The sequence below is a fragment of the Pseudomonas brassicacearum subsp. brassicacearum genome, assembly GCF_008801605.1.
Taxonomy (GTDB): domain Bacteria; phylum Pseudomonadota; class Gammaproteobacteria; order Pseudomonadales; family Pseudomonadaceae; genus Aquipseudomonas; species Aquipseudomonas brassicacearum.
The window spans coordinates 265,361-290,537 of record NZ_VZPJ01000004.1 but is presented as its reverse complement, the minus strand read 5'-3'; the positions used below and the strand labels follow the sequence as shown (position 1 = coordinate 290,537).

The following is a 25,177-nucleotide window of genomic DNA, read 5'->3' as shown; positions in this document are numbered from 1 at the left end:
CAACTCAAGGTTGGATAAAGACATTGACCGGGAAATTCCCCAGCGCGGTGCTGATCAGCAGCTCCCCTTGGGGTGTGACTGTTGCGCTTGAAAAAAGTCCCTTCAGTTTTTCATCCTTGGCGGCGAACGGTAACGACACACGGGTATCGCCCCAATCCGACGCAGCCACCAGCGGCACGGCACTGTTTTCCAGCAACGGCGCCGCATGGACAGGTACAACAATGATCGCCCGTTGTTGCGAGTCTTCGCGCATGAAGGCCAATACTCTTTCGGCTTGTTCGCCGAGCACTTCCAGCGGCTGGTAGCGTCCCTGGCGCCATAGCTGCGGATACTCGGCTCGCACGGCCAGTGTCCTGGCGATCAATGCCTGTTTGACTCGGCCGTCACGCCAATCGCGTATCAACGCGGCTGGCGTGCTGTCGGCCCCTAACGCCTCGCGGCGTGCCTGGAAATCCACCGGACGACGGTTATCCGGATCCACCAGGCTGAAATCCCAGAACTCGTTGCCTTGGTACAGGTCCGGTACGCCGGGTACGGTCATGCGCAGCAAAGTTTGCGCCAGACTGTTGAGGGCGCCCGCCGGGGCGATGGCCTGGACCGCCTCGGCGATGGCGCTGCGCAAGGGCAACCCCTCATCTCCCAGCAGTAGCCGTTCGAGGAACATCTGGGTGGCTTGCTCATAGGCGTCGTTGACCGCCGCCCAGCTGCTTTGCAGCTTGGCTTCGCGCAGGGCCTTGCGTTGCCATTGCCACAGGCGCTCGTTGTATTCGGCCAGGGCCTTGTGGTCCTGGAGGTCGAGATCCAGCGGCCAACTGCCGAGCAGTGCCTGGTACAGAATCAGTTCATCACCGGCCGAGGGCGCCGCCGGGTCACTGTGCAGCGAAGGCGAGAGGATGCGCCATTGCTCCACGCAGGCGGTGTACCAATCGGCGCGTTCGCTGAGCACCGCCAGCCTGGCGCGGGTGTCTTCGCCGCGCTTGTGGTCGTGGGTGGCGGTGGTGATCAGGTTGTCGGGAAAATGCTCGAGCCGCTCGAGGCAGGCGTGGTGGAACACCTGAGGCGGGGCGCTGAAGCGCTCGGTGTCATAGCCCACGTCATTGCGTGACAACAGCACCGCCGAGCGATAGAGCGCGGTGTCCTCCACCGCTTTGGCGGCGGCCGGCGAGGTCAGTTGCTGGAAGCGCACGCAGGCATGGCGCAGGCGTTTACGCTGGTTGCCGCGCGGACGTTGCCGCCAGGGCATCCCACCGAGCCAGCCGGCCAGGCAGTCGAGCACCGGCCAGTCGGCTTCGCTGAGGGTTTGCCGGGCGCCTTCCAGGGCCTGGTTGAAAAACACCTCGTCTTCGGCCGAGCGCCCCAGGGGCGTGATGTAGGTGCGATACACCGGGAAATGCACGATCAGTTCCTGCAAGGCTCGCCGAATCGCGCCCAGGGTCAGGTCGCGGGTCATCACGTCGTCCCGGGCCACTTGCAGCAGGGCCTGGGCGACGCTTTCGAAGTCTCCGGCCAGGGATCCGTTGAGAATCTGCTGGCGGGCCAGGCGGGCTTCTTCGATGAAGTGCGCTGGCCGCTCGCTGTGCCGGCTCCAGAATTCGGCGAGGGGGGCGGCACCGGCCGGGTCATGCTGGAGCAGCGAGACCTGGTTCATGAATTCGTAACCGGTGCTGCCGTCGATGTTCCAGTCCCGCCGCAAGGTCTCGCCATCACCAAGGATCTTCTCGACGAAAATCGGCAGGTGTCGGGTCGGCGACAGTGAATCGACGCGTCTGCGCAATTTGCGGCAGTAACCGCGAGGGTCGGCAAGGCCGTCGATGTGATCGATCCGCAAACCGTCCACCAGGCCTTCGCCGATCAATTGGAAAATCTTGGCATGGGTCGCCTCGAAGACCGCCGGACGCTCGACCCGCAGCCCACCCAGTTCGTTGACATCGAAAAAGCGCCGCCAGTTGATGTCGTCCGCCGCCGTGCGCCAGCTGGCGAGGCGGTAACTCTGGCGCTCGAGTAATTGATGCAGGCGTTCGAAGCCTTCGGGTTGGGTAGAGTCGTAGCCAGCCAGGTTGTTCTGGATGGCGGTGAGGATGTCCGCTTGTGCTGCCAGGTCCTGCAACTCTTTCTGCAGCGGGCGGGCGAGGGTATGGGCATCGGTCTGGTAATTCAGCGTGGTAAAGCGCTCGGCCAGGGTCTTGAGCGATTCGGTTTGCTCGGCAGGCAAGGTTTCGGTGGGTTTGAGCAGTTCGCCGTAGTGCATCGGGCAAATCGGGAAGCGGTGTTCGTAGTGCTCGACGTAGAAGCTGCCTTGGCTGGCATCGAAGTGCAGTTGCAAGGTGCCTTCCTGCAACGCCACGCCGTAGTCGCTGCCGAGGAACGGCAGCAGCAATTGGCCTTCCATCAGTGGGTCGGGGGAGTGCCACTGGATGTCGAAGAACTCACCGTAGGGGCTCAGGCGCCCCCATTCCAGCAAGTCCAGCCACCAGGGGTTGTCATTGCCGCCGACGGCCATGTGATTGGACACGATGTCGAGGATCAAGCCCATCCGATGCTCGCGCAAGGTCGCGACCAGGCGCTTGAGCGCGACTTCGCCGCCCAGTTCGGGGTTGACCAGGGTGGGGTCGACGACATCGTAGCCGTGCATGGACCCGGCCCGGGCCTTGAGCAGCGGTGAGGCATAAATGTGGCTGATGCCCAGCGAGGCGAAGTACGGCACCTGGGGGATGGCATCGTCCAGGGTGAAGCCTTTATGAAACTGCAGGCGCAATGTTGCCCGCAGGGGTTGGATCAACGTCTGTTTCATCGGTCACGCTCGTTCGCCTGAAGTCTCGCACAGGCGAGTATTTCCAGACGCCGGGCAGCGTCCGGGTGATCCAGCAACGCCTGGCTTTGCCCGGCCAGGCGGCGGCGCCAATTGGGGTGGGTGTCGATGGTGCCCGGCAGGTTGGCCTGTTCCTCGATGCCCAGGGCGTCTTCGAGCGGCAACAACACCAGCGGTGCGCGGGTGTGACCGAGAAAGCGCACGCTGGCGTCGAGCACCTGGTCGGTCTCGCGGTGTTCTTCGCGAAAGTTCTGCGGGTCCTGGTTCAGCACGTGGCGCAGGCCTTCGCGTTCGCGCTCGCGGTGTTTGCGCCAGTCCATTTCGGTATGGGAATCGATCAGGTCCAGCCGGGCGTTCCAGTCGATGTCGTGACCGTGCCACCAGCCATTGAGCGTCGGCAAGTCATGGGTGCTGGTGGTGGCCAGGGCATTGTCCGGCCAGTCGAGAATGGGCTTGAAGTGGGTGTTGTCCTGTTCGAACAACAGCACGCGCATGCCCAGGATCGAGCGGGCAATGAGTTTGTCCCGCAGGCCGTCGGGCACGGTACCGAGGTCTTCGCCGAGCACGATGGCCTGGTGCCGATGGGATTCGAGCGCCAATAGGCGCAGCAGGTCGTCTACCGGGTAATACAGGTAGGCGCCATCGCAAGGTGGGGCGTCGTTAGGGATCACCCAGAGCCGTTGCAAGCCCATGACATGGTCGATGCGCAAGCCACCGGCGTGGGCGAAGTTGGCCCGCAGCATTTCAATGAAGGCGCGAAAGCCGTTGCGCACCAGGCCTTCCGGGGAAAATGCCGAGATCCCCCAGCCTTGGCCGGAGCGGTTGAGAATGTCCGGCGGGGCGCCCACGGTCAGCGAGGCGAGCAGTTCGTCCTGCCGGCTCCAGGCCTGGCTGCCACCGCCATCGGCACCCACCGCCAGGTCGGCGATCAGACCGATGCCCATGCCGCTGGATCTGGCTGCGCTCTGGGCGCGCTCCAGGCAGCGGGCGATCAACCATTGGCAAAAAGCGTAGAAGCCGATCTCATCGGCATTTTCCTCGGCGAAATGGGCCAGGGCGGGGCTGCGCGGGTCGCGCCATTCTTCCGGCCAGTGGCGCCAGTCGAGGCTTTCACCCCGGGCGGCGCGTTCGGCCTGCAAGGCCTCGAAGCGGCAATGATTTTCCAGGGCTTCGCCGCTGGTGTGGCGGAAGCTGCTGAAGTCTTCATGCAGCGGATGCTCACCCAGGCTGAAGCCGTCGTACAGGGCCCGCAGGATCTTCTGCTTGGCCTGGGCAGCGACCGGCCAGTCGATCAGCGGTTGCTCCTCCAGGGTGCGCAGTTGATTGGTCAGGCCGGTGGCGTCGATGGCGGTGCGCAGCGCGCGTTCACCGAGGATGGTTCCCGGCGCGGCGTACAGGCTGTTGAAAAACAGTCGGCTCGACGGTGAGTAGGGGCTGTAGCGCCCGGTGTCGCTGCTGAACATCGCGTGCATCGGGCTGATGGCAACGGCCTCGGCGCCGCGCTCGCCGGCCACCCGCGCCAGCTCCTCCAAAGCCTGGGTGTCACCGAAGCCACCGTCACCGGGGCGGCGCAGGGCATACAGTTGCGCGCTCAGGCCCCAGGCCCGTGGCGTAGGGTCGTCCACCGCATCGGCCACGCTGTAGCAACGGGCCGGCGCGACGGCCAGGGTGAAATGCTGGTCCTGGATGCTGATGTGCTGATAACCCACCGGGACCATCCCCGGCAGCTTTGCATCGGCATCGAGGTTCAGGTTCAGTGTCGCGCCATCTTCGAGTTTGATTTCGCAGGGTGTCCCGGCCTCGAAGTAGCGGCTCAAGTCCAGGCTGACCCCGACGTCGGCGGTGATCAGCGGTGGCAATTGATGGTTCTGTTGAGCTTCCTGCAACTGCAGCAGGCTGGCGTCGATTTCCTGTGCGCTGCCGGCTGGATGGCCCAGGCCGGTGAGGACCGAACGCAAGACGGCCGGCGAGACTTTCTGGGCCCGGCCATTGGCATCGATCCAATCCACCGCCAGTCCCGCTCGGCTGGCGAGGATTTCCAGTTGCGCGTCGCTCATAGGCGCTCTCCAGTGATGTTGGGCAAGGTTGTCGCCTGCGTCAGACTGACCAGCGCGCTGTAGGGCGCAAGGACGCCCTGTTGCAACAGACCCATGACCTGCTGCGGATGTTCGAAAAGAATGCGTGCCTCTTCCGGAGCGTTGTGTTCGACGGGCTGATCGCCGAGGTTGAAATCGATGCGCAACACGCTGCCATCGCCCAACCGCCAGCGTGCGCTGATGGCGCCATGGCCCAGCACATCGGTGCCCAGGGCCTGGGCACCGGGCAGGCGCGGGACGATCTCTTCACGGCGGATTTTCAGCAGTTGCCGATACAGCGCCTCGTTGGCCTGCTGCTCCGGACCTTGCGATTCCAGGCTTGGGCGTGAAGCCTCGAAGGTGCTGGCGGCGTTGGGGTCGGGAATTCGTTCGCGCTTCTGCGGATCGGCAAAGGCACTGAAGGCCTTGAACTCGTTGCGTCGGCCTTCGCGCACCAGCTCTGCCAGCTCGCCGTGGTGGCTGGTAAAGAACAGGAACGGTTGTTCGGCCGCCACCTCATCGCCCATGAACAGCAGCGGGATCATCGGTGATAACAGCAACAAGACTGTCGCTGCTTGCAGGGCCTGGGGCGCGGCGAGCTGATGCAGGCGTTCGCCCAGGGCACGGTTGCCGATCTGGTCATGGTTCTGCAGGAACAGCACGAACGCGCTCGGCGGCAGATGGCCGCTGGGCTCGCCCCGGGCTTCGCCATGGCGATTGAGATGGCCCTGGAAGACGAAACCCTGGCTCAGGCAACGGGCCAGTTGTTCGGTCGGCTGCTCGGCATAGTCGGCGTAGTAGGCGTCGGTCTCACCGGTCAGCAGCACGTGCAAGGCATTGTGCCCGTCGTCGTTCCACTGGGCGTCGTAGCCGTGCTCCAGCAGGTGGGCCTGGTTGTGTTCGTTTTCCACGGTCAGCCAGACATGCCGGATCGGGTCCACCTGCTCACGCACCCTGGTCGCCAGTTCCTGGAGAAAGTCCGGGTCCTCAATGGCGTGTACCGCGTCCAGGCGCAGGCCGTCGAAACGGTACTCCAGCAGCCACATGAGTGCATTGTCGATGAAGAAGTCCCGCACTTCGCGGCGCCGGAAATCAATCGCCGCGCCCCAGGGCGTGTGCTTGTCTTCACGGAAGAAGCCCTTGGCATAGCGGTGCAGGTAGTTGCCATCGGGGCCGAAGTGGTTGTAGACCACATCGAGGATGACGCAGAGCCCATGACCGTGGGCACTGTCGATCAGATGCTTGAGCTGTTCGGGCGTCCCGTAGGAAGCCTGGGGGGCGTAGGGCAGGACGCCATCGTAGCCCCAGTTGCGATCACCGGGAAACTGCGCCAATGGCATCAGCTCGATGGCGGTGATACCCAATCCGGCCAGGTGTGCCAGATGTAGTTCGACGCCGTCGAAACCACCCAGGGCACCCACGTGCAACTCGTAGATTACGGCTTCGTGCCAGGGGCGACCGGACCATTGGGTGTGTCGCCATGGGTAGGCATGCGGGTCGACCACCACGCTGTGGCGGTCAATGTCGCCGGCCTGGGCGCGAGAGGCCGGGTCCGGCACCTCCAGCTCGCCATCGATGTTGTAGCGGTAGCGGGTGCCGGCGGGGCAACGGGTCTGGATCATGAACCAGCCGTCGGCTTGGGGCAGTAGCGGTATTGAATCTCCAGTGTCGAGCTCGACACTGACAAAAAATGCATCCGGGGCCCAGAGGGCGAAGCGGGTGTGCTCGTCATCCAGCATGACCGCCCCGTGGGTCCATGTCTCAGGCGTCCTTGACGTCATTGTTACCTCATTGTCTGGCCGATTTTCCCAGTGACTTAGCCACCAGCTGTTCGTAGAGTTCGGCATAGGGTTCCACGGCCTTGCACCAGTTGAACGGCGCCGACATGGCCCGGCAGCGCATGGCGTTGAGCAGGTCGGGGAACTCGAAGACCTTGAAGGCCCGGCTCAAGGCCTGTTTGTAGCTTTCCACGGTGGACTCATCGAACAGGAAGCCGGTGATGCCATCTTCGATGGTGTCCGCCAACCCTCCGGTATTGCGCGCCACCGGCAGCGAGCCGAAGCGCTGGGCGTACATCTGGCTCAAGCCGCAGGGCTCGTAGCGCGACGGCATCAGCAGGAAGTCGCTGCCGGCGAACATCCGCCGCGCGTCGGTTTCGTTGAAGCCGATACGCACACCGATGCGTCCGGGGAAGCGCAGTGCCAGTTCACGCATGGCCTGTTCTTCCTCCGGTTCGCCACGGCCGATGATGGCGATCTGGCCGCCAGACTCGACGATGAACTCGGCGACCGCTTCAGTCAGGTCCAGGCCTTTCTGGTAGACCAGGCGCGAAACCACGGCGAACAGCGGGCCAGTGGAGTCGTCGAGACCAAACAGCTCACGCACATGGGACGCGTTGACCGCCTTGCCTTCCCAGTCGCCCATGGCGAACTGACGGAACAGGTGCGTGTCGGTGGCTGCATCCCAGCTTTCATCGATGCCGTTGGGGATGCCGCTGAGCAAGCCTTGCTGGGTCTTGGCCGCGAGGAAACCGTCGAGCCCGCAACCAAACGCCGGGGTGGTGATCTCCTGGGCGTAGGTGGCACTGACGGTGGTGATATGGCTGGAGTAAGCCATCCCGGCTTTGAGAAACGACAGTTTGCCGTAGAACTCCATGCCTTCCTGTTGCAGGGCGTGTTCGGGGATGCCCAGCTCCGGGCAGGAGGCCAGGCTGACGACGCCTTGGTACGCCAGGTTGTGAATGGTAAACAGGGTCGGGGTGCGTTGCCCGCGCCAGTGCATATAGGCCGGTGCCAACCCGGCTGGCCAGTCGTGGGCATGGACCAGGTCCGGGCACCAGTGGATCTGCGCAAGGTTGGCGGCGATGTCGGCCGCGGCCAGGCCCAGGCGGGCGAAGCGAATGTGGTTGTCGGGCCAGTCGCGACCGTTGTTGGCACCGTAGGGGGAGCCTTCGCGGGCAAAGAGTTCCGGGCAGATCAGGACGTAGATCACCAGGCCGTCGGCCATGTCCATGCGCCCGATCTTGCAGGGCGGCAGCGCTGCGTGGCCGCCCAGTTCGCCGATGATGTGGATCGGATTGCCGCTGTTCATCACTTGCGGATAACCGGGGATCAGCACCCGGACATCATGCAGCCCGGCCATGGCCCGAGGCAGTGCGGAGGAGACATCGCCCAGGCCGCCGGTCTTTACCAGGTCGGCGATTTCCGAGGTGACGAACAATACTTTCTTGCGGTTGGGATTCTGTCGAACGACGGGGAGCAGTGCCTTGCCGCCGGTGGCCAGCACCGGTGCCGTTGGCGATTCGGCCGCGGGCGGTAGTTGAGAACGGACTTGTTGTGGTTCCAAGGCAGCACTGATCATAAATATCTCCCATTTTCTCGATCTGTTTCCGGCAAGCGCCAGAGCTGTTGTTTCATTGGCCAAATCCTGCGGCCAGGCGCACAAGCGCAACGCAAGGAAACCGAACGGCTACCCAATGCGGCGAAGCGAATCAGCTGAAGGAGCTGTTGCAATGACTAGTGCAAGGACTGCACCAGTCGCGGTTGCCCTACCTCTAACCTGACCTGTCGCCGTTGCGAAAAGTTTCGACTTTTTTTCGTCTGGATGACCGGTTGGTTTTCCCCCCGGTTAGGCAGTCTAGGTCAGAACGTAGAGCGGTGCGGCTCGGTTCGTCGCATTGTCCGACAATCACGGTTTTTGTCGGCAATCTCTTACATGACAAAGGGGGATACGCACCGACGAAGTGCAGTTCTCTGAAACCAAAAGGGTGTAAGGGAACGGCGTTGTTTCATCGGCGTGCGCGATGGAATGGCGTGATGCACCATTGGAGGGCGGGTGGGGTGGAGGCGTTTTGATGGCCAATAAAACACAATGTCTCCTGTGGGAGCGAGCTTGCTCGCGATAGCGGTGTGCCAGTCACAAACCTTGCAACTGATCCGCCGCTATCGCGAGCAAGCTCGCTCCCACAAGGGAAGATGTGTTGATGCTTTAGGTTCAGGCTGCTGGCGTCAGCAACCGAATCGGCTGGCCCGCCGCCCAGGCCAGCAGGTCTTCGATCATCAGCGAATAGAACCGCTGGTAATTCTGCCGGCTGACGTAGCCCACATGTGGTGTGGCCAATACGTTATCCAGGGTTCGGAACGGATGGGTGGCGGGCAAAGGTTCCTGGGCGAATACGTCCAGGGCGGCGCCGGCCAGGCGCTTGTGTTGCAGCGCGTCGATCAGGGCGGTTTCATCGACGATCGGCCCGCGGGAGGTGTTGACCAGCAGTGCCTCGGGTTTCATCCAGGCCAGGGCCTGGGCATCCACCAGGCCGCGGGTGCGTTCGCCGAGTACCAGGTGAATCGACAGAATGTCGGCCTGCTCGAACAATGCCTGTTTGCTCACGTAGGTCACGCCCACTTCGGCGGCGCGCTCGGCGCTGAGGTTCTGGCTCCAGGCGATGACCCGCATGCCAAACACCTGGCCGAACTGCGCCACCCGCGTACCGATGCTGCCCAGGCCGAGGATCGCCAGCGTCTTGCCGTGCAGGTCGCCGCCCAAGCCTTGCTGCCACAGGCCGGCGCGCAGGGCGTTGGCTTCCTGCACCAGGTTGCGGGTCAGGGCCATGATCAGTGCCCAGGTCAGTTCGGGCGTGGCGTGCTTGTAGCTGTCGGTGCCGCACACCTGGATGCCCAGCTCGGCGGCAGCCTTCAGGTCCAGGGCGGCATTGCGCATGCCGCCAGTGAGCAACAGCTTGAGATTGGGCAGGCGACGCAGTAGGCCTTCGTCGAACAACGTGCGTTCACGCATCACGCAGATCACCTCGAAGCGCTGCAAGCGCTCGGCGAGGGTGTCGCGGTCAGCGGGATAGTCATGGAGAAACGTCACCTGGCCGACGCTGTCCAGCACCGACCAGTCCACCACGCCACGTGCCACATCTTGCCAATCGTCTATGACTGCTATTTGCACCGCCATGGAACACCTCGTCAGGGAATGGGTTTGTCCAGCCAGCTCAACAGGGCCTTGTGGAACCGATCCGGCTCTTCCATCTGCGGGGCATGCCCCAGATTGGGGAACTCCACCAGGGTCGAGCGGGGAATCAGCCGGGCGGCCTGCTTGCCCAATACCTCGTAATGACCCAGCGTGGCCTTGACCGCCGGCGGCGCGATGTCGCTGCCGATGGCGGTGGTGTCCGAGGTGCCGATCAGCAGCAGGGTGGGTACCGTCAGGTCCTTGAACTCGTAATAGACCGGCTGGGTGAAGATCATGTCGTAGATCAGCGCCGAGTTCCACGCCACTTGCGTATGACCGGGGCCCTTGTTCAAGCCGGCGAGCATGTCTACCCAGCGCTCGAACTCAGGTTCCCAGCGGCCTGCGTAATAGGTCGTGCGCTCATAGTTGCGGATACCCTCGGCGTTGACTTTCAGCTCCCGCGCGTACCATTGGTCCACGGTGCGATAGGGTACGCCCAAGGCTTTCCAGTCTTCCAGGCCGATGGGGTTGACCATGGCCAGGCGTTCGACCTCGTCGGCAAACTGCAAGGCGTAGCGGGTGGCGAGCATTCCGCCGGTGGAATGGCCGAGGAGGACGGCTTTCTGTACGCCGAGGGCCTTGAGCAAGGCCTGGGTGTTGCTCGCCAGTTGCTGGAAGCTGTACTGGTAATGCTCGGGTTTGCTCGATGTGCAGAAGCCGACCTGATCCGCCGCGATGACCCGGTATCCGGCTTCGCTGAGCACCTTGATCGAATCGCCCCAGGTGGCGGCGCAGAAATTCTTGCCGTGCATCAGCACCACCGTGCGGCCATTGACCTTGCCTTGGGCTGGCACATCCATATAACCCATCTGCAACGACTGGCCCTGGGACTGGAAGGCGAAGTGCTTGAGGGTGTAGGGGTATTCGAAACCCTCCAACTGCGCTCCGTAGGCCGGGCCTTCGGGCGGGTTGGCGGCCTGGGCGAACAGGGGCAGGGCGGCGGTGAGGAACAGGCTGGGCAACCAGCGCGCGGTGGTGCGGGGCATGGTCAATCTCCTTGTGGCCGCCGCCGATCCTGGCGCGGCCCGATTATGGCGACATTAACCACAGGCAACCCAACAGCCAGAACGTTCAGTCCATCCAGCCCAGGGTCGCCAGGGCGAGAACGCCATAGCGCAAACCCTTGGCAAGGCTTACGAGCAACAGGAAACGCCGCCACGGTTCGCCCATCACCCCGGCCACCAGGGTCAACGGATCACCGATGATCGGCAGCCAGCTGAGCAGCAGCGACCAGTGACCGAAGCGTTGGTAATGCACGCGAGCCTTGTCCAGGTGGGCCGGGCTGACCGGAAACCAGCGCCGATCCTTGAAGTGCTCCAGCCGCGAGCCCAGCCACCAGTTCACCAGCGAGCCGAGGACATTGCCGAGCGTGGCAACCGCCAGCAACAGCCAGACCAGATGGCGCTCGCTGAGCAACAAGCCAACCAACACGGCCTCCGATTGCAACGGTAACAGGGTCGCCGCGCCGAAAGCCGCCAGGAACAAGCCGATATAGGCTTCGCCCATCAGTGCGCCGGGTAATCCGCCACTACGGTTTGGGTCCCGTCTTTCTTCAAGCCGATGACCTGGTAGGCATCGCTCATGCCGTCCATTTCCATGCCGGGCGAGCCCATGGGCATGCCCGGCGCGGCGACACCGAGCAGGTCATCGCGCTTGCTCAGCGCCAGCACCTGGTCGGCCGGGACATGGCCTTCGACGAATTTGCCGTTGATCTCGGCGGTGTGACAGGAACGCAGGTTCGGCGCCACGCCCAGGCGTTGCTTGACCGAACTCATGTCGGCCTCGACATGGTCGTTGATCTTGAAGCCGTTTGCTTGCAGATGCGAGATCCACTTTTTGCAACAGCCGCAATTGGCATCGCGGTGTACATCAATGGTGACCGATTCGGCCGCCTGGGCCAGGGTGGTCATGAACAGGGCGCTCAAGGCGAGCAGGTGCAGGGGATGGGCCATGGCGGTGGTCTCGTATCGAACGGTTTGGAGGGAGGATAACAGAGTAGCGAGCGCGAGCTGACGGGGGGCTGAGGCGGGGATTACAGAATTGTCAGGTTGCAGGGGTGAATAAAGTCCTGTGGGCGCGAGCTTGCTCGCGAAGGCATCAGCCCATTCGACACCCATGGAGGCTGACCCACCGCCATCGCGAGCAAGCCCGCTCCCACAGGAGAATGGAGACGCCTCAGCGCACCTTGAACCGCCCCATGATCGCATTCACACGCGTGTTGGCCTCCAGCAGTTGCCGGGTATTGGCCTCGCTGGCCAGGCCGCCCTCCACCAACTCCTCCACCATGTGACGGATTTGCACCATGCTGCGATTGATCTCCTCGGTCACCGCGCTCTGTTGCTCGGCGGCGGTGGCGATCTGGGTGCTCAGGCTGTTGATCTGACTGACGGAGCCGGCCATTTCGTCCAGGCCCGAGTTGACTCGAGAGGTGGCATCGGCGGCTGACTGGCAACTGGCCTGGGTATTTTCCATGGCTGCGACCGACGAACTCACGCCTTGGGTCAGGCGGGCCAGCATTTCGTTGATTTCCGATGTGCTGGCCTGGGTGCGGGCAGCGAGGGCGCGTACTTCGTCGGCCACCACGGCAAAACCACGGCCTTGCTCACCGGCCCGGGCGGCTTCAATGGCCGCGTTGAGGGCCAGCAGATTGGTCTGCCCGGCGATGGCGCCGATGACGCCGAGGATCTCGGTGATGCGCTGGGCATCCTGTTGCATGCTTTCGACCTTGCGGGTGGCGCTGGCCACTTCATCGATCAGAGCCACCACACTGTTGGACGCCTCACCAACCACCACGCGGGAGCGATCGGCATGCTCATTGGCGCGTTGGGTGAACGCCGCGGTCTCGGCCGCGTTTTGCGCGACGCTTTCAGCCGTGGAGCTCATCTGGGTAATGGCAGTCACGGTCTGGTCGGTTTCCGAGGCGTGGCGCATCAGGATTTCGCTGGTGTGGGCCGAGGTCCGGTGCAGATCGCCCAGGCTCGACGCCATGGCGCCCGTGGCCTGGGTGACTTCGCCGATCATGCTTTGCAGGTAAGCGATGAAGCGGTTGACCGAATGGCCGATCGCTCCCAGCTCGTCCTCGGCCCGGATGGTGATGCGTCGGGTCAGGTCGGCATCGCCAGTGGACAAGGCGTCGATGTTGCCTTTGAGGACCTTCATGCGGTGGGTCAACTGACGGATAGCGTAAAGCTGTATCAACACCAGCAGGATCACCATCGGGATCTGCAGCAGGCTAAGCGTGTTCAGTACATCGTCGCGCTGGGCCGTGATCAGGCGGGTTGGCAAGGCGGTCGCCAGGAACCACGGCGAACCTTCGATAGGGCGCATGAAGAACGTGCTGGCCTCGCCCTTGTTGTCGAACTCGACCCGTTGCAGGGGCTGGTCGCGCTTGGCCAGGCCCGCCTTGACCTGGGTGGCGAATGGCGAGGTGGTCGCCAGTTCGCTGATGTTCTTCAGTACGATCGGCCCACTGATGCGCGAACTGTTGCTGATGATTTTGCCGTCGCCCTCGACGATCAGCATCTCGGCGCCCAGGTCGGCTTCCTTGCGCGCTACCAGGTCATTGAAGAAGCCCAGGGTCACGTCAATGGTGGAAACACCGTAAGGCACGCCGTTTTTCTGGATGGCCATGGCGCAGTTGGTGCGTGGTTCGGCGCTGGCGTCATCTTTATAGGCCGCGGCCCAGGCACATTTGCCAGGAGGGGTGGCCATGCCGCCTTTGTGCCAGGGTTGTTCGTAATAGTTGGGCGCGGCGTCACTGTTCCAGAAGGTATTGACCGCCAGCTTGCCGGACGCGTCGCGGTGCCAGAACGTGCTGAATTTGTTGCGCCCCTCGGCCCGCTGGTTGGGCAACGGCCAGATCCCGCCGCCGAAGACTTTCAGCTCGCCATACTGATCCACCAGCCCCGGCAACACTTTGTCGATGGCATCGCTGTCGAGCAGCGGGATGGTCTGGGTGATGCTGCGTTGCTGGGCCTGGACTTTGTTCAGTTCGCCCTGAATCTGCTCGGCGACCTCGGCAATGCGGTTCAGCGCCACTTGCTCCTCGGTGTGACGCAATTTCGGTGCGACCAAGTAGCTGATGCCGACAACGGTCAGGATAGATAACACCAGGATGAACAGAACCAGGAACAGCGTGTAGCGGGCCTGAATGGTGCGCAGTGATGGCATGTTGGTGTGTTCCTTGCGCGAGGGCGACGTTCAGAAACAGTTGGGATGGGCGTACCAAGTTGTATCGGCGTCCATGCCGATAGCTTGAGCGAAGCGGGGGGACGTCGCGTCAGGCGGCCGAGCTGGCTTGCGTGTCTTTCGAGGCTTGGGCGTGGACCTGCCATTCATCGTGGAGACGTTGCATGAAGGCGGACTCCAGATTGAGCTTGCGCGGCTGTGACACACGGTGGAACAACGCCTGCCAACCTTGCGCAGTGTCGCAGGGCATTATTCCTGTGAAGAAGAAACCAGCGGTGCGCAGCAGGTGGTAGTCAGTGCAAAAGTGCCGACCGAGTCCGAGTCGGATTGAAAGCGGCCAATGGGCTGGCAGCTGTCGCAGCTGCCCGACGAGGCCGACATCCATGCGTTCGGCAAAGATGTCGACTCGTCCGGGCAAATGATTTATCCGTAACGGTTGAATCCCCGGTGGCGTGTCGTCGTGGAGGGTCCCGAACTGCGAAGCCAGTGGAGTCATTAGCCATTGGCAGGGTGCGGGCCACTGGACAGGCGGCAGCGGTCGAAAGTCCCCACCGATGGCCTGACAGCCGATCACGATGGTTTCGGCCTGGTCCGTGGCGAACGGCGAGGGTACGAAGTCGGGCAGCAGGCCGACATCATGAAAACCAAGCCGTTGGGACAGTCGTTGGCTGTAGGGATGGCTCGTAACCTGTTTGATCGACAGCCTGGCAAGCCCGAGCGCCTGACAACGGTCCAGGAGTTGCTGTCCCAGCCGCGTGGCAATCTGTCCGCCCTGCGAGTCGGGATCCACCGCCACCAGCGCCAGCTCGGCATCTTGGGTCGCCAACTGTTGGCGGCACAGCGCAGCATGACCGACCACGCGGTCGTCGATCATGGCGACCAACGAGTGCCACCGCCCCTGCAGATTATGTTGGCAGATCATCTGCGGCATGTAGACGTCCGGCGAGACGTAGTGATCGCCATAGACTCGGCGGAACAGCTCGCAGGTGTCGGCACTGTCCGAGGGCCTGAACGGCCTGATGACCAAGTGGCTCATCCGATGCTCCTTGCTGGCAGCGCACCGTAGACCCGACGATCAATGATCGACAGATGCTTGCCGGAGCGGGGATGACGTTCCAGGTCCTGCGCAGCACAAGCCTGGACACTCAGGTCGAGTTTATCGATTCCTGGATATTGCTCGATCAAGGCGTCCTTCAGCGCTCGCGAGTGTGTTTGGTCAGCGTCAGCCTGTGCATCGGGCAGCCACTTGAGTAGCAGGTGATCATTATCCTGGACGTGCTCGATAATCAACTGCCATTGAAGATTGCCGCCCACGCGCTGGACGATGCCGCTGATTTCTTCAGGGAATAGCGACAACACGCCAACCCGTACTCGACGGCTTTGTGCGCTGCGCCCTTGGAGGGCGAACTTGCGCTGTGGCGTACCGACAGGTTCGCACCAACTGGCCCGGTCTCCTACCGGGTACCTGACGATGGGCATCAGGGTCCGGGTGAAGTTGGTCACCACCAGGTTTCCGGTTTGACCGCAGGCATCGATGACCTCACCGCTCAGGTCGTCGATAATCTCCACCCGTGTCTGTTCGTCGAACACGCGATGCTCGCCCAAGTCGCAATCGGCTGTGCTGGCGCCTACCAGGCCGGCATCCACGCTGGCGTATCCGATCGACGCAAAGCGTGCCCGCGGAAATGCCCGCTTCAAGGTCGGCATCTGGCTTTCGAACAGGTTCTCGCCGCCAAACAGGACGGTGGTGATCTGTGGCAGCGTTCGCCCCTGTCCATTGACATGGCTGGCGAATGCCAACAAGTGGGCAGGCACGCCGACCAGCACATTGATGCGGTGGTCGGCGATGGCCTCGGCCAAGGGATCAAGTTTTACCGACCCGGTGAAGGGAAACTCGGTGATAGGTACATTCAAGCTGCAAAGGGCGCCGTGAATAAACAGGAAACTGGCGTACAGGTCTCCGGAAAAAAACAGATTGGCGATTCGATCCCCTGCAACCAGCTGGGCTGACAGGCTGCGACCGAAGCAGTCGAGCATCATCTGCCATTCAGCGTGGGTGTACACCGACATTTTGCCTTGGCTGGTCGTGCCGCCGGTTTTGAAAACCAGCGCATCCCTGACTTTATCGGTCAGTACTCGCCAGGTATCCAGGTCATGGCTGCCTTTCCAGTATTCATTTACATCGACAATCGGCCATTGTCCGAAGTCGCATCCCTGGACGGGCAAGTGGCTTAGCTGAGTGTTATAGAACGCTGAGTGCGTGCGGATATGGTTGAACCATTGCTCATAGGCTAATGAAGCGCTCATCAGGATTTTCTCAAGGCTTGAAGGTTTGCTTATCGAAAATGGGCGAGATCAACTGGCCAGGATTCGACGGTCAATCACCAGCGGGACTTTGCCGCTGTGTTTATTACGTTCGAAGTGCTCCACCGGACAGCAATGGACTTCCAGGACCAGCAGCGTGGCATCGACGGATAGGCGCAGCGGTGCTAGCTCCAGCACTTGGCGTCGAACCGTTTCGGCGTCGCCATCGGTGCGAATCAGCAAGCGTTCACAGCCGCCACTCCCATGGTCGAGCACGATTTGAATGGCTGCTTGCGCCCGTTCGGCCAGTTCCTGGGTGTTGATGAGCTCCGTGGCGATGCGTACCAGGCGACCGTGGCGCTCGCGTAACTCGAATCTCGGCGACTCCAGGCCACAAGCGCAGGGGCCGGGTAACCAGCGTCCCAGATCGCCGACTTCATATCGCAGGAGGGGGCGCGCCTGGCGTATGCGAGAGGTGAACAGCATGCGTCCGGTTTCCCCGGGAGCGACCGGCTTATCCTGTTCAAGATGGACGATTTCCAAGGACTGAATGCCGTCCATGAGGTGGAACACGCCATTGTCGCTGGCGATGCAGGCATGACCGAGGGGGCCTGCGTCGACGGTGCCGTAGATGGCTGAGCAAATGCGTGCGACGCCACACTGCTGCAATAACCTGTGGCTGTCTTGCCCAAGGTGCTCGCCACCCAGCATGACTTTGCGGACGCCGCCGTACGCTTGCAGCACCGGCTGCTGGCTGGAGAACAGGCGATGCAAGGTACTCGGCATGCCGACCACCGTGTTGATTCGCTGATCGACAATCAGCTTCGCAATCTCGTCGAAGGTGTCATCCGATGGTGCGCTCATGGGGTAATGCACGACCTTCATCTGTTCCAGGATTTTCGTGAAACTGAGGAATCCGCCGTACAGGCTGCCGCCATAAAAAAGATTGATGACCCGATCCTGCGCAGGGTCCAGGCCCGCCGCGCGCAGTCCGTCGGCGGCGGCGCGCATGTGGTGTTCGAAATCCCGGTAACTGTAGGGGGACAGCACGGGGGCGCCGCTGCTGCCGCCGGAGCGGAAGAACAGTTGCGCTTGAGGGGCCGCAGGCAAGGCCATGAACGCGGTCTTGTCCAGAATCGGCGTCGAGGGGCAAAGCGATAACGCGCCAGGGGAAGCATCCAGCGTCACGTGGTGACTGGCAACTTCCGCTTCGAGGCCGACCGATACCCGGCGACTCAATCGTTGTAACGCATAGACGCCATCGTGGGGCTCACCGTCATAGCCCTGCTGGATCTGCGCGGTGGAGGTCACGCGAGTTACGCCGGCGGTTATCAGGCGGCGTGCCAGTGCGGGTACTCGTTCCGGTTCGCAGATGAGGGCACAGCTCTGCAGCACATTGCGCCATGGCAGTAAAGTTTCAGCGAGCATTCCTTCAGGCACTGGCCGTAGCAACAGCGTGCGAAACAGTGGTGAAGGTTGGAGTTCGCGGTGATGTTCCCAGAGGATGCGCCAGCCGTTACCTGCCCAGACCTGACCGGTTTGACCTGCGAAACTGTAATCCAGGCGGGCCAGTGCCGTTCGGGTGGTGATTTCACATGCTTCGGCCGCGGTGGTTTCCAGGGCGGGCCAGTGTCCGGCGCGCCGTTCGAAAGCGGCGGCCAGAGCGTCGCCCAATGCTTGTATCCGGGCAGGCTCGTCGTTGTCCACCAGCAGCCATTGCGGGCTGGAGCATGCCTGCTGATCGAGGCGGCAGATTTCGTCCACCAGGTTGTCCAGCGCCTGCGCGCTTGCCGCAAGAGGCGTGATATAGGCGAAGCTGATGCGATGCCCCCAATCAATCCAGCGACAGCCACTTGGAACCTGTTCGCGTAACGCTGTCAGGGCTGTTTCGCCGCCCCAGGCGCTGATGCCCTGTGCCAGCGCGAAAAGGCGACCGGTTTCGTGGGAGGGCACGGGCAATACAGCCAAGTAGTCGCGCCGTGAGATCGCCGTCACGAGTACTGGGGCGCAGCCAGTTCACGTTACCCGCCAACAGGCCTTCAAGCGCCGCGCAGAATCCCAACAAGGGTGAGTTGCCCGGCGTCACATGCACCACAAGCCCCAGGGGCTGCCAACTTTCGAACGGGCCATCGCCGTAATCGATCCGCCGCAACGAGCGTGGGGCCGAACCCAGTTCCCGCTCAAGCTTGAGGCCCAGGTGGGTGCGGCCACAGAAGGCAATCAGCGCCTGACGCTGTTCCTCGTCGAGCATTGGGTTTTGGTCGGACATCTGCAGCATTTGTACGAACGCGTCTGCGCAATCGAGCACCTCTTCGATGCGGGGCGGGCAGTCCAGGAGGGCGGGCAGTTGCGCCTGCAGGCGTTCAAGTGCTGCATCGAGCGTCAATTCGGCGCTCAGTTGACCGTTGATGAGATACATATCAGTTTTCCTTGATCAATTCGGCGGCGGCCATGGCGCAGCTTCGGCTGGCACTGGTGCCGGCGCGCCCGTGCAATTCGAACCACTCGGTTGGCAGGCCGCACTCGCAATCGGCCGGATGCAGCGTCGCCAGGTCGCTCATCACCACGGCGTGCGCCGGACTGGATGAGATGTAGGGCGAGACGAACGACAGCAACCCTGGCTCGCCCAGCGGCTGGACACTGAAGTCCTTGGGGTGGCGCACGAAGATTTTCGAGTAGACCGGTACGTGGAACCGATGCTGTTCACATTCGATGTAAGGCACCGCGTGCTCGACCGCGCCGTAGCCGTCGCGGCACCGATGGGCCTCGATGCCCAACTGCCGGGTGATGCGTGCGTAGACCTGATGGCGAGGGATTTCCTGGGCAGCCTGCTTCTTCCAACCGCCCCCCAGGAAGACGAGTGATCCTTGGGCAAGCTTCAGGTCCTGTACAGCGGTTTGCTGCATGCGTTCAAGTACGTGCCATAACAATGCCGGAAAACCGAAGATCCGCACCGGCAGGCCTTCTTCGGCGAAGGATTGCAGGGCGCTGATCACGCCGAACACATCGAATTCATGACCTTTTCCGGTGCGACGCAAGGCGTAGGCAACGCGATTGGCCGGCGCGAAGCGACACAGGAATTGATCGGTGTATGCCGTGCCGAGTTGGTTGGCCGCTTCGGGCTCGTGGCTGAAGAGAAGATAATTGCAGGGCGAATCAGGCGTGGACCAGCCGTAGTGTTCGAAGATTTTCGCCACCATACCTTGGGCCGCCATCATGCTGCGCTCGTCATAGCGCATACGACTTTTCTGGCCGCTGGTGCCGGAGGAGGTGAGTTCGAGTGCGTTTTCAGCGGTAGGGCTGAGCAGCAATCTTTGCTTGAAATAGCTGGCGTAGATGGGCGGCAGTCGCGCCCAGTCAGTCAGATGCTCCAAGTCATTGACGCATAACCCGTTGGCGTTGAGCCAAGGTTCATAACCGGGCGTGTGCTGACAATGAAACCGGCTGATTTCAGCCATGGCTTTATCGAACAGTCCCGGCGGCACCGAATCGTAGCCATAGGGCTGGGGCAATGCGCACAGCGCATCGGCATGGGGAAAGTGAGTCATCAGGTAGTCCTCAGGGCAGGCAAATTCAGACGTGAGCGGCGGGTTGTGCCGAAAACAGGCGCAATGCAATCAAGCAACCGAGGCCGGCGATGCCGACCATCAACGCGAAGGATTCCAGGCTCGCCCCGGCGCCCAGCAGCGCCAGCAGCGAGCTCGCCGCGCTCATCACCGCGATCGAAATCATTCCGACCATGGCCGAGACCAGCCCTTTACTGTCGTCGCTGGTGAACAGCGCCAGTCGGTAAAGCGCGGCGTTGCCCATGCCGAGCCCGATCGCGTACAGCGACAGGGCACTGACCAGTACGGCAAGCGATAGATCGAATTGACTGGCAACGACCAAAGCGATCAGGCCGGTACAGAAGGGCAGCAGGCTGTAGCCGACCACCCGACGCACGCCGACTCGCTCCACCAGGGCGTTGAGCATCAGATTGCCGAGGATGACTGCCGAGAAAACCGGAATCTGCCAGATACCGTAGAGCAATGGAGAAAGGCCCTGGCCCTGGATCAACAGCAGCGGAGACAGGCCGATCCAGGCAATCAGCGGCAGGCTCATCAACCCTAGCGCGACGCTGGCCGACATGAACCCCACATGGCCCAGTAGCGCGCCGTATCGCCGGACCAGCGAACGCATGTCGAGTGGTTGGGTAGTCGGAGTGTTATCGGGGAGTCGAGTCGCGTCGCTATTTCTCGGCATGAACCACCACAAGGCTAGCCAGCTCAACATCCCGAGGCCGGTCAGCAACATGAACAGCTCACGCCAGGACAGCCATTGCAGCAGCATCCCCCCAGCCAACGGTCCCAAAAGGGGCGAGAGAAGGGCCAGGTTGCCCAACAACGCCATGACTTTCACCGCAGTAGACTCGCAAAAGACCTCTTGAATGGCCGGATAGCTGACCGCGATCACAAAACCCAACCCCATCCCCTGGATCAAGCGCAGCCCATTGAAACCTTGCATGCTGGTGACCTGGGTGATCGCCGCGCAAGCCAGCACGAATCCGGCGCACCCGACCAGCATGAATGGGCGCCGTCCATGGCGATCCGACAGTGGGCCGATCAGCCATGGCAACAGGATGCCGCCCAACAGGTACAAGTTGAATGCGTAGGGAATTTGATCGGCGGATGCATCCAGATCCCGGGTCACCATGAGCATGGCGGGCATGACCAGGTCGCTGGCCATATAGGTAAGGAGTTCAAAAACGGCGATTGCCAGGCAGAAGCCTGCCAGGCGAGTGGACGAAAAAATGATCGGCTGATTTTGCATGGGTTTCCAACGCTGGCTTTCGGAAAGAAGAAATCACTTCTTTTTCGAGATTACGTTGGTGACGTCCACGGTCGTAAGGCGACTTCCCCTGTATGAGCGAGGGAAAACGGAACTTTTTTTGTAGGATGAATCCTTCAGAAGGTATTTACGGCGGCTGCTTAATAATCCGGTGCCCGATGAAAGCAGGTCGTCAATGCCTACGACTACAGTCGCGCGAAAATGCGCGAGGGCTGTACCATAGGGTCCTGCTTGCATCGCGCAACGAAAAAGGTGAAGCAGTGCCGAGATGCAAATGCGATGCAGAGGGGAATCACTTCAGGAAGCTGGCAAATGACTCATTCGCAACGTTTGAAATACTCGATTCTGATCGTCCTCGTCGTCCTGGCAATCATGCTTGGACTGTCGTGGATGCAGGGCAAGGGCATGATCAGCGAGCAGCTGTTTCAATACATCGCCATTGCCGTGGCGGTCATCGTGGTGGTGATCAACGGCGTGATGCGGCGCAAGGTCAAGTCCTGAGCGACGGCTTCAATCCTCGGCCTGGAGCACGGCCATCGCACTGGGGTGCAGGCAGTAGCTTTTATCCGGATTGAGGGTGACGACGCCCTCGCTGCACAGGCGCTTCAAAACCTCGCGCACGCTGAGAAAGGACAATGGAATGTCCAGCCCCAACAACTGGCTGTGCACCCCGCGCACGCCCAGGCTGCGGTTTTCGTGGGCGGCCTTGAGCAGCGCGTCGATGACTTTGAGACGAATCAGGCTGGTCCTGAGCCCGAAGCTCTTGAGCAAGCGCCTGATGTGGTCATTGCCGCCTCGTTCCGCCGGCCTGTCGAATACACGGTGGGGGGCGTTCAGCGAGACGCCGGTCGCCCTTGGCTTGCCCTCCATGGGCAGTTGCGCGTTACGCATGCAAAAACTCCTTACCAGCCTGATCAGAAAAGGTCACGGATACTCTCCTGTAATAGGACGAACGAGGACGCACAATCATGAGGGCCATGATGTGAAAAAAATGCCCTTGCTGCGTCAAACCCTCGCTTTCAAAAGGCCGCCAGCCATTAATTTTTTTTCATCCGGTTCGTTTTCAAGGTAGGCACATTCCGGTTCAGCACGCGGCATGTGATTTCCCAGGCGGGCCGAGTGTTTGTCTTCTGTCGCACCGGTAGCCGTCCTGGTTTCTGAAGTTTTCATCAGGAGTGAACGTGAGAATGTCCGGGCAGTTATCGAGGGTTGGCCTCGCAGGCGCTTTTCTGGGGATCGCCTTCGGGCTCAGCCCCGTGGTCAATGCGCAGGACGATGGGCAGCAGGCCAGTGCCGAGATCCGTCGCACCCGTTTTGGCGTACCGCATATCCGGGCGCAGGATGAACGTGGGCTGGGTTATGGCATCGGCTACGCCTACGCCCAGGACAACCTGTGCCTGCTGGCCAATGAGATCGTCACGGTCAACGCCCAGCGCTCGCGCTATTTCGGGCCGGAGCAGGTCACGCTCGAGCAGCGGGAGAACCGCGTCAGCGATCTGTTCTTCAGTTGGCTCAACACGCCACAAGCGGTTTCCGGTTTCTGGCAGGCCCAGACGCCCCAGGTGCAACAACTGGTCGAAGGCTACGTGGCGGGTTACAACCGTGCGCTGGTCGAACGCAAGGCCAAAGGCCTGCCCGAACAATGTGCCAGCGAATGGGTACGGCCGATCACGGCGCTGGACCTGGTCAAGTTGACCCGCCGGCTGTTGGTGGAAGGGGGCGTCGGCCAGTTCGCCGAGGCCCTGGCCGGCGCGCAACCGCCCCAGGCGACCGCACTCGCGGGCACCCCGGTCACCGGTTTCGCGGCCGCCGCAACCCGGCAGCAGCGTTTTGCCCTGGAGCGCGGCAGCAATGCGTTGGCCATCGGCAGCGAGCGCTCGTTCAATGGCCGTGGGATGTTGCTGGCGAACCCGCATTTTCCGTGGGTAGGCGGCATGCGTTTCTACCAGATGCACCTGACCATTCCCGGCAAGCTGGACGTCATGGGCGCGGCGCTGCCAGGTCTGCCGATGATCAACATCGGTTTCAGCCAGCACCTGGCCTGGACCCACACCGTCGACAGCTCGAAACACTTCACCCTGTACCGCCTGCAACTCGATCCGAAGGACCCGACCCGCTATCTGCTCGACGGCAAGTCTGTGCCGATGAGCCAGCAAACGGTCGCGGTAGACGTCAAGCAACCTGACGGCCAGGTGCAGACGGTCTCCCGAGTGGTCTATGGCTCACAGTTCGGCCCGATCGTGCAATGGCCTGGCCGGCTGGACTGGGATAACCGGTTCGCCTACAGCCTGCGGGACGCGAACCTGGAAAACGATCGCGTGCTGGCCCAGTGGTACGCCATGAACAAGGCGGTCACGCTCAAGGATCTGCAGGACGCCGTCCATAAGATTCAGGGCATTCCCTGGGTCAATACCCTGGCGGTGGACGACCAGGGGCAAAGCCTTTACATGAACGTGTCGGTGGTGCCGAACGTCGACGCCGACAAACTGGCCCGGTGCAGCGATCCCCGGGCCGGGTTGAGACTGATCGTGCTGGATGGCTCTCGCAGCGAGTGTGCCTGGGGCATCGATTCCAAAGCCGTGCAAAAAGGCATCTATGCCGCCGACAGGCTTCCGCAGTTGCTGCGCCGTGATTATGTGCAGAACTCCAACGATTCGGCCTGGATGGTCAACCCTGCGCAGCCGCTGTCCGGTTACTCCCCGTTGATCAGCCAGCAAGGTCAGCCGCTGGGACTGCGGGCGCGTTTTGCACTGGACCGGATGGGCCAGTTGGCCAAGAACGGGCCGGTGAAGGTGGAGGATTTGCAGCGCATGGTCATGGACGACCAGGTTTATCTGGCTGACCAGGTGATGCCGGACCTGCTCGGCGTGTGCGCCGGTGACCTGGGGGCCGATGCTTCGGCATTGGTCGAGGCTTGTGCCAGCCTCGAGGCCTGGGATCGCAAGGCCGGCCTGAATAGCGGCCTGGGGTTCGTGCATTTCCAGCACATCATGGACCGGTTGCAGGCGGTACCTGATTCATGGCGCGTCGCCTTCGATCCCAAAGATCCGCAACACACCCCGCGTGGCCTGGCGGTCGAGCGGCCGGCAGTACTCAAGGCCGTGCGCGATGCCATGCTGGCTTCGGTGGAGGCGGTGAAGGTCGCCGGGTTGTCGAAGAACAGCCAATGGCAAGACGTCCAGGTGGCCAGCAGCGGCAGCCGCCAGACACCGATTCACGGCGGTCCCGGGGAGCTGGGCATCTACAACGCGATCCAGAGTGTGCCCGGGGCGAACGGCAAGCGGGAAGTGGTCAGCGGGACCAGCTATCTGCAAGTGGTGACGTTTGACGGCAAAGGTCCGCAGGCCCTGGGATTGTTGGCATTCTCCCTCTCCAGCGACCCGGCATCGCCGTATTCGACGGACCAGACCCAGGCCTTTTCGCAGAAGCAGTGGAGTGTGCTGCCATTCACTGAACAGCAGATCAAGGCCGATCCGCACTATCAGGCGCTGATTATCCGCGAGCGTGATGAGACGGGCAGGGTGGCGACGCAATAGCCGCTTGTGTGCGGTCACATTCAAACTGGATGTAGACTGATCCACCGCCTTCGCGAGCAAGCTTTGCTCCCACAGGGGATTTGTGTTGGCCGGGAAATCGCAGGCTGGCACCGATCCAAATTGTGGGAGCAAAGCTTGCTCGCGATGACGGAGGCATGTTCAACATCAAGGCAGACTGACCCACCGCTATCGCGAGCAAGCTTTGCTCCCACAGGGGATTTTTGTTGGCCGGGAAATCGCAGGCTGGCACCGATCCAAATTGTGGGAGCAAAGCTTGCTCGCGATGACGGAGGCATGTTCAACATCAAAGCAGACTGACCCACCGCTATCGCGAGCAAGCTTTGCTCCCACAGGGGATTTGTGTTGGCCGGGCAATCGCAGGCTGGCACTGATCCAAATTGTGGGAGCGAGCCTGCTCGCGATGA

General features: G+C 62.0%; 17 protein-coding genes and 1 pseudogene. 2 read left to right on the top strand and 16 right to left on the bottom strand.

Annotated elements, in window-relative coordinates:
- Window positions 1-4: 4 nt before the first annotated feature.
- The 14 genes and pseudogenes from F7R20_RS12355 to F7R20_RS12290 form a co-directional block, all read right to left on the bottom strand.
- The gene (locus tag F7R20_RS12355) at window positions 5-2,791 is read right to left on the bottom strand and encodes a malto-oligosyltrehalose synthase (RefSeq protein WP_003202159.1); all 2,787 of its coding nucleotides are present in this window, start codon (window positions 2,789-2,791) and stop codon (window positions 5-7) included.
- Window positions 2,788-4,866, bottom strand: a complete 2,079-nt coding sequence (gene malQ / locus F7R20_RS12350) for a 4-alpha-glucanotransferase (RefSeq protein ID WP_003202157.1) — start codon at window positions 4,864-4,866, stop codon at window positions 2,788-2,790. The genes F7R20_RS12355 and malQ overlap by 4 nt, the downstream gene beginning before the upstream one ends.
- Window positions 4,863-6,665, bottom strand: a complete 1,803-nt coding sequence (gene treZ, locus F7R20_RS12345; RefSeq protein ID WP_003202155.1) for a malto-oligosyltrehalose trehalohydrolase — start codon at window positions 6,663-6,665, stop codon at window positions 4,863-4,865. Before treZ ends, malQ begins: the two co-directional genes overlap by 4 nt.
- A gap of 7 nt (window positions 6,666-6,672) precedes the next feature.
- Window positions 6,673-8,244, bottom strand: coding sequence for a glycogen synthase GlgA (gene glgA, locus F7R20_RS12340; protein ID WP_003202154.1), 1,572 nt, complete (start codon window positions 8,242-8,244; stop codon window positions 6,673-6,675).
- 633 nt (window positions 8,245-8,877) lie between these two features.
- Entirely contained in the window at window positions 8,878-9,840 is a 963-nt protein-coding gene (locus F7R20_RS12335; protein ID WP_003202151.1) for a D-2-hydroxyacid dehydrogenase family protein, read from the bottom strand.
- An 11-nt stretch (window positions 9,841-9,851) separates the two neighbouring features.
- Window positions 9,852-10,883 (bottom strand): alpha/beta fold hydrolase, encoded by a 1,032-nt coding sequence (locus tag F7R20_RS12330; protein WP_003202149.1) that lies wholly within the window; start codon window positions 10,881-10,883, stop codon window positions 9,852-9,854.
- 85 nt (window positions 10,884-10,968) lie between these two features.
- Window positions 10,969-11,403 (bottom strand): YqaA family protein, encoded by a 435-nt coding sequence (locus F7R20_RS12325; protein ID WP_003202147.1) that lies wholly within the window; start codon window positions 11,401-11,403, stop codon window positions 10,969-10,971.
- Window positions 11,403-11,849 carry a DUF411 domain-containing protein gene (locus F7R20_RS12320; protein WP_003202145.1) on the bottom strand — a complete coding sequence of 149 codons (447 nt, stop codon included), beginning with the start codon at window positions 11,847-11,849 and terminating at the stop codon, window positions 11,403-11,405. Before F7R20_RS12320 ends, F7R20_RS12325 begins: the two co-directional genes overlap by 1 nt.
- A gap of 223 nt (window positions 11,850-12,072) precedes the next feature.
- Window positions 12,073-14,067 (bottom strand): methyl-accepting chemotaxis protein, encoded by a 1,995-nt coding sequence (locus F7R20_RS12315; RefSeq protein ID WP_003202143.1) that lies wholly within the window; start codon window positions 14,065-14,067, stop codon window positions 12,073-12,075.
- 109 nt (window positions 14,068-14,176) lie between these two features.
- The gene (locus tag F7R20_RS12310; RefSeq protein WP_003202142.1) at window positions 14,177-15,121 is read right to left on the bottom strand and encodes a GNAT family N-acetyltransferase; all 945 of its coding nucleotides are present in this window, start codon (window positions 15,119-15,121) and stop codon (window positions 14,177-14,179) included.
- Window positions 15,118-16,392 (bottom strand): phenylacetate--CoA ligase family protein, encoded by a 1,275-nt coding sequence (locus F7R20_RS12305; protein ID WP_003202140.1) that lies wholly within the window; start codon window positions 16,390-16,392, stop codon window positions 15,118-15,120. The genes F7R20_RS12310 and F7R20_RS12305 overlap by 4 nt, the downstream gene beginning before the upstream one ends.
- Window positions 16,393-16,440: 48 nt before the next feature.
- Window positions 16,441-18,808, bottom strand: a pseudogene (locus F7R20_RS12300) (acyl-CoA reductase).
- Between the two features lies 1 nt (window position 18,809).
- Entirely contained in the window at window positions 18,810-19,937 is a 1,128-nt protein-coding gene (locus F7R20_RS12295) for a LuxE/PaaK family acyltransferase (RefSeq protein WP_003202138.1), read from the bottom strand.
- Between the two features lie 25 nt (window positions 19,938-19,962).
- A complete protein-coding gene (locus F7R20_RS12290; protein ID WP_003202136.1) occupies window positions 19,963-21,198 on the bottom strand; it encodes an MFS transporter in 1,236 nt (411 codons plus the stop codon).
- A 330-nt stretch (window positions 21,199-21,528) separates the two neighbouring features.
- On the opposite strand from F7R20_RS12290, the gene F7R20_RS12285 reads away from it, so the two are divergent.
- A complete protein-coding gene (locus tag F7R20_RS12285) occupies window positions 21,529-21,717 on the top strand; it encodes a hypothetical protein (RefSeq protein WP_003202135.1) in 189 nt (62 codons plus the stop codon).
- Window positions 21,718-21,726: 9 nt separating this feature from the next.
- On the opposite strand, the gene F7R20_RS12280 is transcribed toward F7R20_RS12285, so the two are convergent.
- Window positions 21,727-22,107: a hypothetical protein gene (locus tag F7R20_RS12280; protein WP_003202132.1), complete on the bottom strand. Its 381-nt coding sequence runs from the start codon at window positions 22,105-22,107 to the stop codon at window positions 21,727-21,729.
- A 114-nt stretch (window positions 22,108-22,221) separates the two neighbouring features.
- Window positions 22,222-22,386 carry a hypothetical protein gene (locus F7R20_RS31630; RefSeq protein ID WP_155252611.1) on the bottom strand — a complete coding sequence of 55 codons (165 nt, stop codon included), beginning with the start codon at window positions 22,384-22,386 and terminating at the stop codon, window positions 22,222-22,224.
- Window positions 22,387-22,403: 17 nt separating this feature from the next.
- Here F7R20_RS31630 and pvdQ point away from each other — a divergent pair, with 17 nt between their 5' ends.
- Window positions 22,404-24,752: a bifunctional acylase PvdQ gene (pvdQ, locus tag F7R20_RS12275; protein WP_003202130.1), complete on the top strand. Its 2,349-nt coding sequence runs from the start codon at window positions 22,404-22,406 to the stop codon at window positions 24,750-24,752.
- The last annotated feature ends 425 nt before the right edge of the window (window positions 24,753-25,177 follow it).

Coding starts and splice junctions, on each gene's coding strand:
- F7R20_RS12310 (WP_003202142.1), bottom strand. CDS start 15,121: ATGAGCCACTTGGTCATCAGGCCGTTCAGGCCCTCGGACAGTGCCGAC.
- F7R20_RS12295 (WP_003202138.1), bottom strand. CDS start 19,937: ATGACTCACTTTCCCCATGCCGATGCGCTGTGCGCATTGCCCCAGCCC.
- F7R20_RS12320 (WP_003202145.1), bottom strand. CDS start 11,849: ATGGCCCATCCCCTGCACCTGCTCGCCTTGAGCGCCCTGTTCATGACC.
- F7R20_RS12335 (WP_003202151.1), bottom strand. CDS start 9,840: ATGGCGGTGCAAATAGCAGTCATAGACGATTGGCAAGATGTGGCACGT.
- malQ (WP_003202157.1), bottom strand. CDS start 4,866: ATGAGCGACGCGCAACTGGAAATCCTCGCCAGCCGAGCGGGACTGGCG.
- F7R20_RS12285 (WP_003202135.1), top strand. CDS start 21,529: ATGACTCATTCGCAACGTTTGAAATACTCGATTCTGATCGTCCTCGTC.
- F7R20_RS12355 (WP_003202159.1), bottom strand. CDS start 2,791: ATGAAACAGACGTTGATCCAACCCCTGCGGGCAACATTGCGCCTGCAG.
- F7R20_RS12305 (WP_003202140.1), bottom strand. CDS start 16,392: ATGAGCGCTTCATTAGCCTATGAGCAATGGTTCAACCATATCCGCACG.
- glgA (WP_003202154.1), bottom strand. CDS start 8,244: ATGATCAGTGCTGCCTTGGAACCACAACAAGTCCGTTCTCAACTACCG.
- pvdQ (WP_003202130.1), top strand. CDS start 22,404: ATGTCCGGGCAGTTATCGAGGGTTGGCCTCGCAGGCGCTTTTCTGGGG.
- F7R20_RS12330 (WP_003202149.1), bottom strand. CDS start 10,883: ATGCCCCGCACCACCGCGCGCTGGTTGCCCAGCCTGTTCCTCACCGCC.
- F7R20_RS31630 (WP_155252611.1), bottom strand. CDS start 22,386: ATGAAAACTTCAGAAACCAGGACGGCTACCGGTGCGACAGAAGACAAA.
- F7R20_RS12325 (WP_003202147.1), bottom strand. CDS start 11,403: ATGGGCGAAGCCTATATCGGCTTGTTCCTGGCGGCTTTCGGCGCGGCG.
- F7R20_RS12290 (WP_003202136.1), bottom strand. CDS start 21,198: ATGCAAAATCAGCCGATCATTTTTTCGTCCACTCGCCTGGCAGGCTTC.
- F7R20_RS12280 (WP_003202132.1), bottom strand. CDS start 22,107: ATGCGTAACGCGCAACTGCCCATGGAGGGCAAGCCAAGGGCGACCGGC.
- F7R20_RS12315 (WP_003202143.1), bottom strand. CDS start 14,067: ATGCCATCACTGCGCACCATTCAGGCCCGCTACACGCTGTTCCTGGTT.
- treZ (WP_003202155.1), bottom strand. CDS start 6,665: ATGACGTCAAGGACGCCTGAGACATGGACCCACGGGGCGGTCATGCTG.